Source organism: Nostoc sp. DedQUE12b (assembly GCF_034530835.1).
GTDB lineage: Bacteria > Cyanobacteriota > Cyanobacteriia > Cyanobacteriales > Nostocaceae > Nostoc.
This window is the reverse complement of the sequence record NZ_JAVRCI010000135.1, coordinates 1-11470: the sequence shown is the minus strand read 5'-3', so window position 1 is coordinate 11470 and position 11470 is coordinate 1. Positions and strand designations below refer to the sequence as shown.

The window sequence follows — 11470 nt, the reverse complement described above, 5'->3', positions numbered from 1 at the left end:
TAATGGCTCTAATATTGACATTTTTGGGCAAAGGCGGCACCGCTCGTACCAAAATTGCGATCGCCGCCGCCAAATTATTGGCAAGTCAAGGCAAGCGTGTACTCTTAGCAGGACAAGCAGAACCAACATTGCAAATCCTGCTAGGTACTCCCATTGCTGCCGAGCCTCAGGAAATCGCTCCCAATTTGCAAGCAGTCCAGTTTCAAGCATCTGTACTGCTAGAACGCAATTGGGACGAAGTGAAGAAACTTGAGGCGCAATATCTTCGTACACCCATCTTCAAAGACGTTTTTGGTCAAGAACTGGTAGTATTACCAGGGATGGACAATGCCCTGGCACTGAATGCTATGCGCGAATATGATGCCAGTGGCAAATATGATGCCATTGTCTACGATGGCACGGGCGACTCTTTAACGCTGCGAATGTTGGGTTTGCCAGAATCTCTGAGTTGGTATGTTCGGCGATTTCGGCAATTATTTGTCAACTCAGACTTGGGGAAGACGATTACTGAATCGCCCTTGATTCAACCGCTGATTAGCAGTTTTTTCAATATCAACTGGACAGCAGATAACTTTGCAGGGCCCACTAACCAAGTCAATAATTTCTTAGAAAAGGGGAGAGCCGCTCTGGCCGATCCCAAGCGTCTTGCTGCTTTCTTGGTGACTACAGGAGATGCAATTGAAGTAGCAAACGCTCGTTATTTATGGGGTAGCGCTCAACAAATCGGTTTAACTGTCGGTGGTGTTCTGCTTGTGTCTACCGAGACAAATGTCAACCTGTCAGAGGAATTTATACCCCTACCTGTGAGTGTCGTTCCCGACTTGTCCACAGGTGACTGGCAACCACTGATAAATGCTCTACCCAACTTTGAAGCACAAGCTTTACAGGCTCCTAAACCTATTGAAATAGACATCCACAATCGTCAAGTACGCTTATTCTTGCCAGGATTTGACAAAAAGCAGGTGAAGCTTACCCAATATGGGCCAGAAGTCACGGTAGAAGCCGGAGATCAGCGGCGTAATATTCCCTTACCCCCGGCTCTGAGTGGCAGACCTGTTGCTGGAGCAAAGTTTCAGAATAATTATTTGATAATTTCGTTTTAATTTAGTTAGGAGTTAGGAGTGACGAGTTAGGAATAAAACAATAATTCATAACTTTTAACTCCTAACTCCTCACTCTAAAAAAAATACGCTTTATGTCAGAATCAACTCCCATTACCCCAGACCCTAACCCATCTGAGGCGTTAGACTCAGTGGTAAATAATCCCAATGAGCAAGCGCTCGCATCTGCCGATCGCAGTGCGAAAACTAGGCAGATGTTGGGGATGAAAGGTGCAGCGTCTGGGGAAACTTCAATTTGGAAAATTCGTTTGCAGCTCATGAAGCCCATCACCTGGATTCCCCTAATTTGGGGGGTAGTCTGTGGTGCAGCTTCTTCTGGTAACTATACTTGGACGCTGGAAAATGTGTTGAAGGTAGCAGCCTGTATGTTACTGGCTGGGCCGTTGATGACAGGTTACACCCAAATTCTCAATGATTACTATGATCGCGAAATCGATGCCATCAATGAACCTTATCGCCCAATTCCCTCTGGAGCAATTCCCCTACCCCAGGTAATTATTCAGATTTGGGTATTACTGATTGCTGGCTATGGTTTGGCATTTGTGCTAGATGTGTGGTCTGGTCATGAATTCCCGACAATTACAGCGATCGCGATTATCGGTTCTTTCATCGCCTATATTTATTCTGCACCTCCCCTGAAACTCAAGCAAAACGGCTGGCTAGGTAGCTACGCCTTGGGTGCAAGCTATATCACCTTACCTTGGTCTACAGGACACGCTTTGTTTGGCGAACTCAATTCCACAATTATAATTTTGACAATGTTCTACAGCTTGGCTGGATTGGGTATTGCCATTGTCAATGATTTTAAGAGTGTAGAAGGCGATCGCCAGTTAGGATTACAGTCATTACCCGTAATGTTTGGCATCACCACTGCGGCATGGATTTGTGTAGTAACGATTGATGTATTTCAAGGGTTGATAGCAGCTTATCTGGTCAGCATCCATGAGAATTTGTATGCAACAATACTAATACTCTTAATCATTCCGCAAATCACCTTGCAGGATATGTATTTTCTGCGCGATCCTGTGAAGAATGATGTTAAGTACCAAGCCAGTGCCCAACCGTTTCTTGTTTTGGGAATGCTGGTAACAGGTTTAGCGCTGGGTCATGCTGGCATTTAATATACTTCTCAGTAGAGTTATGAATTAGGAGTTAGGAGTTAATATACTTTTAACTCCTAATTTGTATCAGAAAATGCCGTGTTAGAACTTATATCTTTCCTGATTCACGCGATTCAACCTTTGCTAATCCCAATATGTTTTATCACTGCTTGGACTGTAACTATTCTCGTTATGTTGAGTCTCTGGACGGCGGCGCGAGATAGCGTGGCTACAGCCAAGCAAATGCATCAAATCCCCTGTACTGGTTGCCAATTCTTTACTGACAATTACCGCCTTAAATGTACTGTACGCCCATCTACTGCCAATACAGAAGAAGCAATCAATTGTTTGGACTATCAACCGAAGACGAATCCCTATCTGTATTAAGGATTGGGGGCTGGGGATTGGGAAAGATGCCCAATATTCAATAACTATTCACTAATATTCAGCAATATTTTTAAAACACCGCGACTCTGGGCATGTTCAAAAGCCGCAAGCCCTTCAATGAGGGGGTAGGTGGCATGAATCAGGGGTTGCACGTCAACTTGTCCTGTGGCTAGTAGCTGGAGGGCTGGTGTAAAGGGGCCACAACGGGAGCCGATGAGGGTGATTTCATCCACTACTAAGGAAGAAACATCTAGGCTGAGGTTGCCAGCATACGTACTTTTGAGTACAAGCGTACCACGGGGACGGAGGGCGCGGCGGGCGATCGCAAATCCTTCTGGGTTGCCAGTACATTCTACTGAAATATCGAAATATCCATCTTTCACAGCATCAGCTAAACCAGTTTTTATCCCCCGTGCCTCTAAGTTGGCAAGTTTGTCTTGATGCCGTCCTACAGCTAAGAGTTCACAGCCAGTTAGGGCTAGTGTTTGGGCTACTAACTGCCCTAATTTACCATCTCCAACCACTAACACGCGATCGCTTGGACGCAATGGCACTTGCTGTTGAATTTCCAAAGCTGCTGCTATAGGTTCGGTAAATGTTGCTACTTCTGTCGGCACATTATCAGGTACGGGATGCAGGTTCTCCACCGGCAAACTGAGATATTCACCAAAGGCTCCATTCCGGTTGACAATACCTAGAACTGTGCGATTTTCGCAGTGAGTTGGTTGTCCGCTGCGGCAAAACCGACAATGCCCACACACAGCGTTGATTTCTCCAACTACGCGTTGGTTAACTAAGTGTTTTGGCCCTTGTTCGACAATGCCGACAAATTCATGCCCCAAAATACCAGTGTAAGGATAGTAGCCTCTGAGTAGTTCCAAGTCAGTGTTACAGATACCTGCACGTAAGACGCGCACTAAGACTTCTCCCGGTGGTGGTTCAGGAATGGGAATATCCGTGCGTAGTTGCAACTGGTTATTTTCGAGCCAAAGTCCTTTCATTGCTCTTCACGTCCTTTGCCTAATTAGGTTGTCATACTACTTTGAAAAATTTTTATAAAATAGACTTCTTGGCATTTGTCGGGAAAAGGGTAAGGGGTAAGGGGGAAAGGAATAAGAAAAACCTTTTCCCTTTAACCTTTCTCCTTTACCCACCTGTTGCAAAAGTTTCTTTTGCAACAGGTCTAATATATACCGACGTACATCTGTACCCCTATAACCATACCTATGTCTCTGTAGAAGGTATTTCTTTTATTTTGGTTACATCAACTTTGCTTAACCAAGTAACCAAGTCATCTGAACTAAGTGCAATTTCACTTCCCAAGGTTTTGATATAGAGAAGTCCGTCGCTAATAACTAAATCTCTAATTGGATACCATGAATCTCGTGTTCTAATCAGAAGTTCCAAAGGAATCCCTGGTCTTGAAGTATACTTGCGATATTTCCACCAAGCTCGCCATATAAGTACAGATTTAGTACAGTGCATCTGATAACCTTTGGGAACTTCGCAGTATTGATACTGATAGTAACCCCGACTATCTACTTCTCCTTTGAGGAGATAAGCATATTCTGCTAATACCTGATTTATCAATTCCCACTGGGATGATTTTGGAGAAATCAAGAAGTCAGATAAAGTGTTAGATATTTGAGCGGTGGCAATCACGCCTTCAGATTTCGCTGTTAGTTGGTTTGTTTTATACACTGTTTGCGCTGTCAAAGCAGGATTTGACAACAAAACTTCTTTTTTCTGGATAGAGTTTTGCACAAACTCTCGAATTAAATCTAGATTAGATAACATAAAATTATATTAAGTTAACCAGTGTAATTAAAATCACAGCAATACTTAAATTAATAACTACACCGGTCTTGCGCTTAAATCAGGATTATTACCAGCTTCATTTATACTAAATTCTTTGTTTGACTAGGGTCTTGTTAAGTTTAATATCGATGTGCCGCCATTGACTATACTGGTTGACAAAATCACTGTTTTCAAGTATAATAATGCAGCAAATTAAATTTTTACACCTTCGAGAAAAGGTTGAAATACCTGAACTAATTCGGGACGACTAACTACAAGGGTGGGAAAAGAGCGATCGCTATAATCTTCTCCCGGTGACAACGGAAACGGTTCTGATTTAAGCGATGACCAGACCCCACCAGCAGCTTGGACAATTACCCAAGCCCCCGCTAAGTCCCAAACTTTTGGTGTCGCCTCAATACCACCTAGAGTAGCCCCAGTAGCAACTGTCAAGAAGTTATAGCTAGCAACACCCAACATCCTAATTTTGCAGGGAAAGCCGTTTTTCATAGCTGCGGTACTACGGGAACAGAGGTTGAAGAAGTGATTATTACTGGGACTATCAATACTGGTATGGATGGGGTGGAGGTTGAGAAATGCTCCCATTGGCGTTGCTAACCCAGATGAACCCGGCCAAAAACCATGAAAAGCTTGATTTAAAGTTGGTGCGTAAACATAACCAAAAATGGGCGTGCCTCGATATAGTAAACCCAGAGAAATTGTCCAGATGGGAATGCCGCGTGTGAAGTTGGTTGTACCATCAAGAGGATCAATTACCCAGCACCACTCAGTACCGGGAAATGACTGATCGCTCTCTTCACTCAAAATACCGTAACCAGAGAAAGTAGAAGCGATCGCATCCCGAATTTCCTGATCTGCCCATTTATCTGCTTGCGTCACCAAAGTACCATCAGCTTTTTGGGAAGCCTGGACTTGCCCAAAATCTTGCATTAGCTGCTTGCCCACTCTCGTAGTGGTAGTTTGGGCAAAATCAAGAATTGTTGTCCAAAAATCATTCATTGGTTAATAGTCATTTGTCATTGGTCATTGGTCATTGGTCATTTGTCCCATGCCCAATACAGTTTAGTCTAAATCGCTTTCTAAAACTGAAGCGATCGCTTGCTTAGTACTTGTTTGAAATTCTGTAATATTCACCCGATTCAGAAACCAAATCGACAGCACCATTCCTACGGCTTCCAGAACAAATACCAGTCCATAAGCTAACTCTAGGCTTGGTAAAAGCTTGCGTCCAATATCCAAAACTGTACCTCCGATTACCACCGCCACACCTCTAGAAAGGGACTGCGCTAATCCCCATGCCCCAATAAATGTACCTGCGGCTTCTGCTGCGGTAAGATCCAACATCAAGCTAATTGCGGCTGTAGTTAAGAAACCTGTGGCTAAACCGAACAAGACTAAACCTAGTTTGAGAACTGCTGCATTAGCTGTGAATCCTGATATACCTAGCAATATTGCACAGAATGCTACCAACATACAGCCGAAACGTGCAGTTCTGCGCTTACCTAAACGCGGGACAATGTAAAAGCCCGTAACGCCGTAGGCAATCAGTAGACCCGTTCCATAAAAAATATTTAATTTGGTACTTTCCGCTAGGGGCATTTTAAAGACTTGACCCGCATAAGGTTCCAAAATTGGGTCTTGCATAAACAAACTGATGGTCATCACCAATAAAAAGGTGAAGAATATACCTGTTTGTGGGCTAGCTGTCAAGATTTTCCAAGCATTGCCAAGAGTAATGCTGTCTTCCCGGTTCACCAGTGTGGAACGGGTTGAGTATTGGGAGTATTTTTTTTCTACACCGAATGTGGCTGCGATCGCTAAACCAAATACAATTGCTGGGACGATAGTAAACAATCGGTTGATTGCTGGCTGCAAGGTTTCTACGGTTGCTTCTGGCGTTAACTGTTTCAGCAAGCTGGCACTGATAATCGCCCCAACAATAATCCCCACCATTAGCATTGACCAAACCACACCAACTACTTTGGAACGGTTATCTTCTTCAGATATATCCACTAATAAAGCAGCAAAGGCGGTACCGCTAGCACAAATTCCTAGACCGTATACAGCAAAAACTAAAGCCAAAAGTGCTGTCCAACCGATTGTTTGAGTTGTCCATACCCAAGCACCTGCACTATTTCCAGCAAGATTCATCTGCCACATTACTTGTACAGCTATAAAGGCTGCGATCGCAAATATTGCCGCGCCCACCCAAACATAAGCTGTGCGGTGGTATCCCCATAACGGCTTGGCATCGGAAATCTGACCGAACCAGACACGGGAAGGAGCAACAAATAAAGGCAGTGCTAGAACTACTGATACCAGCGTCGCCGGAATTGCTATTTCTTGAATCATGACTCTGTTAAGTACCCCCAGAGTCAAAATGGACATCATACTCAACCCCATCTGAAATAAACCCAGCCGGAACATGGTTAGCAGGTTTACCCTTGGCACAGATAGGGATTTTCTTTCGGTATCAAATACTTCGCCGCTTGCCATAGCTACTTTTTTGTATGGTTTATAGGATTTAATCTCTCTTATTTAAATAAAGATAAACCCTACCCGCTCAAAATCAGCGAACGAAAAGTTGAAGTTGCGATCTGGCAAGCAATCATATACCTCAATTAAGGTATGCTTCAGCCAAGTTAGGATTAATCTTTGGGCTTGAGCGTAATTTGCGATGTCTACGACGGGTGGTTCCTGAGCGCAGCTGAAGGGCTACGCCTACGCATAACAAGAGAATTTTAGGATGAAGTAGTGAAACGAGATTCCATTTACTATCAAATTTTTAAGCGCTTTCCTGGGTTACTTTTTGAACTGGTTGATAATCCTCCTCTGCAAGGGCAAAACTATCGATTTGAATCAGTTGAAGTCAAAGAAACCGCTTTTCGCATGGATGGTGTGTTTTTACCTCCAGAGGATGCAACATCCAAGGTAATCTTTTTTGCTGAAGTTCAATTCCAAAAAGATGAAGCCCTCTACCATCGGTTTTTTACCGAGTCGCTGATGTACCTGAACCGGAATCGTTCTCAGTACGATGACTGGTTCTGTGTGGTAATTTTTTCATCACGCTCTCTGGAACCAAGCGATCAAAAAACTCATCGAATATTTCTCAACAGCGACCAAGTGCAACGAATCTATTTAGATGAGTTAGGCGCGACTAATCAGCAGCCAATAGGTATCAACTTAATGCAGTTGACTCTAGCATCCGATAAAGTGATGGCGGAGCAAGCAAAGCAATTAATTGAGCGAGTAAAATTAGAGGAAACGGACACACTGCCGAAAAACGAAATACTAGACATCATCACCACAATTGCCGTTTATAAGTTTTCTTCGTTGAGTAGAGAGGAAGTTGAAGCTATGCTAGGACTGACTTTGGAACAAACAAGGGTTTATCAAGAAGCGAAAGCCGAAGGTCGAGAAGAAGGCCGAGAAGAACAGAAAGCTGAAATGTTGAAACTTACCGTGCCTTTGTTACTAAAAACAGGGATGAGTGTGGAGCAGATTGCTCAACACCTCAATGTTGATATAAAAGCTGTCCAGAACGCTGCACAGTCAAGCACATAGAATGAGGAAGTTGAAGCTATGCTGGGACTGACTTTGGAACAGACAAGGGTTTATCAAGAAGCGAAAGCCGAAGGTCGAGAAGAAGGTCGGGAGGAAGGTCGAGAAGAAGGTCGAGAAGAAAGGAAAGCTGAAATGTTGAAACTTACCGTGCCTCTGTTATTAAAAACAGGGATGAGTATGGAACAGATTGCTCAACATCTCAATGTTGATATAGAAGATGTTCAGCTTGCTGCACAGCAAAACACGTAGAATGGTCATTTCATGTCTCTTGTCATATTTTTGCAAAATGAGGAGAGCTTGATTAAAATCCTCAATTGCCTTTTTATGGTTTTCAGAGCGATCGCACCAAAATGTGACAAATTAAGATGCTTATAATTTCATCAAAGAGTAAATAAATCCTCTGTTTAAGCTGCTAGATTCTTCACTTCATTGAAAAGCAGAAGCTACAGAGGTTAGAGAATTTTGTTTTGGTATCAAATACTTCACCGCTTACCATACTAACTTTTTGTATGGCGATGATGCGAGCGCGCCAAAATCTGACTGATTAAGATGCTCATGACTTCATCGGAGGCGATCGCATCTGATGGTCAAATGGGAACCATAAGAAAATAAGCTAATACCATGCTTTGGTATGAAGCAAAGAAACGTAATACATCACAATATATTTGTTTATCCATGTCTAATGAACAAGAGCGTAATTCTGCTTTTAACGCTGTTGCCAACATTAACGTTCAACACGCCCAATTACAAGATTTATCCTTAAGTGCAGCCCGTAGATTATATAAAGGTGGGATTCGGCCTGGTGATCCGATAAGAACCAGAGTGCAAGCCCAAGAAATGTTAGATAAAATCCCCCCATCTCAAAGAGCAGGGATTAATGGCAAATCTACTGATGTTAATACCCAAAAATACTTATCAGATAAACACGCTAGTCACATCAAACCCCACAGCAAAGGTGGCTCAAACGATCCCAAAAATATCGAGTGGGAAAACGCCAAAGATAATTTAGCCCGTGGCGATAAACCCATGACTCCACAGGAGCAAATGAGACTAAATGCCAAAGGACATTTTGACAACTTAACAGGTGCAGTTAAAGCAGGCGTTAAAGCCGCGCCCCTTGGAGCAGCCATTGGTGTAGCGACGACAGCACCATTTTCGTTACTAACCAACGGGCTGCGCGTAGTTCGGGGTGAAATTTCTGCACAAGAAGCCGCTATAGAAACATTGAAAGATACCGTAAAAGGCGGCACAGTTGGGGGCGTAACAGCGTTTGTAACCACAACAGTAGCAGCAGCTTGTCCACCAATTGCGATCGCTTTAACCGCAGCAGCACCAGTTTTAGCTGTTGTTGGAACTGCGGGTATGGTTTACGAGTTTTTCAAAATTCTCGACGATCATAAACAAACGGTGAAAATCTATTATGAATCTTTAACTCAACAAGAATTAGAAAGATTAGAAGCAATTGAAAAGGAACTGATTTATGAACACCAGAAAAATCTAGACTTTTTGGCTGAAGCGGAAGCAATTAATCAAGAAATTACAAATCGCCCAATTGCACCGGAAATAGAAGGAGCTATGCAACGGTTAAGTGAATCAGTAGCTATTGCTAAATCTCTAGGATTAACCTCAGCAGACAGTAAAATGCTTACTAGTTCCAAACTGCCTCATCTTCTTGCAGAAGAATAGCAATTAAATATTAGAGGATTACATAGTTTTTATGCTTCCTTTTATTTTCGGCGCTCTTGGATTAGCTGTTGGAGCAGTTGTTGGTGCTTTTACTACTCACGCTGTTGGGGAAAGTGATAGACAAGCTGCTAAACATCATAAGACTGTTGCAAATGAACTAGCTGATAAATATACAAACTTGGAGCAAAAATACTATGAACTAGCTGATGAAAGCAAAAAGCAAATTCTTAATTTAACTCAACAGCACGCTTTAGATGAAGTTGAAAAAGATTGTTTGCGTTTAGCAGTTAGATTACAGCATCGTCTTATTTCTTTGATGTGGGATATCGATAAAGATCCAACAGAAGCTGCTTTGAAGGGATTTGTCAAAGCAGTAGAACTTACAAATAATGTTCTCTGCAAAATAAATGAAGAGTTAATTTGCGTACCCAGCAACTATTATGCACGCAATCTTATTGCTGCTGTTCAACGCGAAATAATTTGGAATTCAGTAGACATTTCAAATCGAGCAAATATAAACAAGAAGGAAATTCCAATGAAATTAGATCCGAAAAATATGTCTGAACAAGAGTTTCAAGAAACCTATAACAGAATTCGTGATACTGGTGATAAACTTTTAAAATACTTAAAACAAATTCGTACTGGACGATTGAAAGAAAGAGATAGTACCCAAGGATTACAGAGCATTGAAGATAACATTAGTAAAGCTTTAAAAGCCTTAGCAGAACAAAAATATCAGGTTGCTGTGATTGCAGCCATGAAAGCAGGTAAGAGTACCTTCTTGAATGCCATAATTGGCGCAGATGTTTTAGCAAGTGAATCAGAAGCTTGTACAGTTTGTTGTACAGATATCCGTCCAATTGATGCCGGACAAACACCCAGACTTTTAGAATATCAAGCAGGGAAACGAGAACCTATAGTTTTAATAGAAGGTGAAACAAGAGAAATTCGGCAAAGATTTTTAGAGCGTACCCATGAGATTCGAGCTAAAAATAATCAAGACAATACTACACGCTTTGAATTAGAGCATCCAATTGAAGCGATTAGTACAATGCCATCACTGGCAGGTTTCACATTAGTTGATACTCCTGGCCCCAATGAGTGGGAGTCTGTCTCGCTTAACACAACTTCCTTAAAGCAGACTGCTTTAGAAGCTCTCCGAACTTGTGATGCTATATTATTCATTCTGGATTACACAGCATTTAGGGACAACACGAACTCAGAATTGCTTCAAGACTTAATTGAGCAGCGTAAAGAATTTTTAGCAGAGAATACAGGTAAGATTTACTTTATTCTTAATAAAGTAGATAGAAAAGCGGACAGAGATAGACCTATTGCAGATGTAATAGAATCTTTAAGAATAGATTTAGTTGAATTTGGTATATCAGAACCAAGAATTTTTTCAGTTAGTGGATTGCAAGGATTGTTATCTAAGCTTATTCAACAAGGTAAGGCAACTGATAGTCATATTAAAGACTTTAAACATTTTTTTAGTGCTGAATATGCCCAAATAGATGAAAAAGGAAGGGATGTCATTCCCTTCCCAGAAGAAATTGCACCACAAGCGTTAAATGATAGTGGTATTCCGAAAATTGAAGAAACAGTAGTTCAAACTATTACTCAAAATTCAGGATGGAATTTATTGAGTGATGTTTTAGATGAATTGAACAAAGCAGCCAAAGCTATTGATGAGACATTTCTTACAGATATTCGAGGCTGGCAGTTAGAGTTTGAGGAACTACTAACCCAAGTTGCGGGTTATCAAGCTGTGGGTACTAAGACTTGAATAGTCGT

Annotated in this window: 10 protein-coding genes and 1 pseudogene; 7 read left to right on the top strand and 4 right to left on the bottom strand. The window is 42.0% G+C overall.

All coding sequences use genetic code 11. The annotated features are described in order from the left end of the window. Nucleotides 1-2: 2 nt before the first annotated feature. The 3 genes from RMY16_RS32205 to RMY16_RS32195 all read left to right on the top strand — a co-directional run bounded on the left by RMY16_RS32205 (nucleotide 3) and on the right by RMY16_RS32195 (nucleotide 2608). Complete coding sequence (locus RMY16_RS32205) at nucleotides 3-1103, top strand: ArsA family ATPase (protein WP_322739782.1); 1101 nt, start codon at nucleotides 3-5, stop codon at nucleotides 1101-1103. A 92-nt stretch (nucleotides 1104-1195) separates the two neighbouring features. Next, nucleotides 1196-2242 (top strand): chlorophyll synthase ChlG, encoded by a 1047-nt coding sequence (gene chlG, locus RMY16_RS32200; RefSeq protein ID WP_322739781.1) that lies wholly within the window; start codon nucleotides 1196-1198, stop codon nucleotides 2240-2242. Nucleotides 2243-2320: 78 nt separating this feature from the next. Then, nucleotides 2321-2608, top strand: a complete 288-nt coding sequence (locus tag RMY16_RS32195) for a hypothetical protein (RefSeq protein ID WP_322665235.1) — start codon at nucleotides 2321-2323, stop codon at nucleotides 2606-2608. 44 nt (nucleotides 2609-2652) lie between these two features. Here RMY16_RS32195 and RMY16_RS32190 read toward each other — a convergent pair whose 3' ends face one another. From RMY16_RS32190 to RMY16_RS32175, 4 genes are all read right to left on the bottom strand, one after another. Next, a complete protein-coding gene (locus RMY16_RS32190) occupies nucleotides 2653-3609 on the bottom strand; it encodes an MDR/zinc-dependent alcohol dehydrogenase-like family protein (protein ID WP_322739780.1) in 957 nt (318 codons plus the stop codon). A 223-nt stretch (nucleotides 3610-3832) separates the two neighbouring features. After that, nucleotides 3833-4405, bottom strand: coding sequence for a hypothetical protein (locus RMY16_RS32185; RefSeq protein ID WP_322665239.1), 573 nt, complete (start codon nucleotides 4403-4405; stop codon nucleotides 3833-3835). 213 nt (nucleotides 4406-4618) lie between these two features. Continuing rightward, a complete protein-coding gene (locus tag RMY16_RS32180) occupies nucleotides 4619-5425 on the bottom strand; it encodes an inositol monophosphatase family protein (protein WP_322739779.1) in 807 nt (268 codons plus the stop codon). A gap of 63 nt (nucleotides 5426-5488) precedes the next feature. Beyond that, complete coding sequence (locus tag RMY16_RS32175) at nucleotides 5489-6922, bottom strand: BCD family MFS transporter (protein WP_322739778.1); 1434 nt, start codon at nucleotides 6920-6922, stop codon at nucleotides 5489-5491. A 258-nt stretch (nucleotides 6923-7180) separates the two neighbouring features. Between RMY16_RS32175 and RMY16_RS32170 the strand changes: the two genes are divergently transcribed. From RMY16_RS32170 to RMY16_RS32155, 4 genes and pseudogenes are all read left to right on the top strand, one after another. Next, the gene (locus RMY16_RS32170) at nucleotides 7181-7990 is read left to right on the top strand and encodes an Rpn family recombination-promoting nuclease/putative transposase (RefSeq protein ID WP_322739777.1); all 810 of its coding nucleotides are present in this window, start codon (nucleotides 7181-7183) and stop codon (nucleotides 7988-7990) included. A gap of 3 nt (nucleotides 7991-7993) precedes the next feature. Then, nucleotides 7994-8239 (top strand): annotated as a pseudogene (locus RMY16_RS32165) (hypothetical protein); the annotation flags it as partial. A gap of 426 nt (nucleotides 8240-8665) precedes the next feature. Beyond that, nucleotides 8666-9676 carry a hypothetical protein gene (locus RMY16_RS32160; protein WP_322739775.1) on the top strand — a complete coding sequence of 337 codons (1011 nt, stop codon included), beginning with the start codon at nucleotides 8666-8668 and terminating at the stop codon, nucleotides 9674-9676. Nucleotides 9677-9707: 31 nt separating this feature from the next. Beyond that, nucleotides 9708-11462: a dynamin family protein gene (locus RMY16_RS32155; protein WP_322739774.1), complete on the top strand. Its 1755-nt coding sequence runs from the start codon at nucleotides 9708-9710 to the stop codon at nucleotides 11460-11462. Nucleotides 11463-11470 lie beyond the last annotated feature (8 nt).

Coding starts and splice junctions, on each gene's coding strand:
- RMY16_RS32185 (WP_322665239.1), bottom strand. CDS start 4,405: ATGTTATCTAATCTAGATTTAATTCGAGAGTTTGTGCAAAACTCTATC.
- RMY16_RS32180 (WP_322739779.1), bottom strand. CDS start 5,425: ATGAATGATTTTTGGACAACAATTCTTGATTTTGCCCAAACTACCACT.
- RMY16_RS32155 (WP_322739774.1), top strand. CDS start 9,708: ATGCTTCCTTTTATTTTCGGCGCTCTTGGATTAGCTGTTGGAGCAGTT.
- RMY16_RS32205 (WP_322739782.1), top strand. CDS start 3: ATGGCTCTAATATTGACATTTTTGGGCAAAGGCGGCACCGCTCGTACC.
- RMY16_RS32175 (WP_322739778.1), bottom strand. CDS start 6,922: ATGGCAAGCGGCGAAGTATTTGATACCGAAAGAAAATCCCTATCTGTG.
- RMY16_RS32160 (WP_322739775.1), top strand. CDS start 8,666: ATGTCTAATGAACAAGAGCGTAATTCTGCTTTTAACGCTGTTGCCAAC.
- RMY16_RS32190 (WP_322739780.1), bottom strand. CDS start 3,609: ATGAAAGGACTTTGGCTCGAAAATAACCAGTTGCAACTACGCACGGAT.
- chlG (WP_322739781.1), top strand. CDS start 1,196: ATGTCAGAATCAACTCCCATTACCCCAGACCCTAACCCATCTGAGGCG.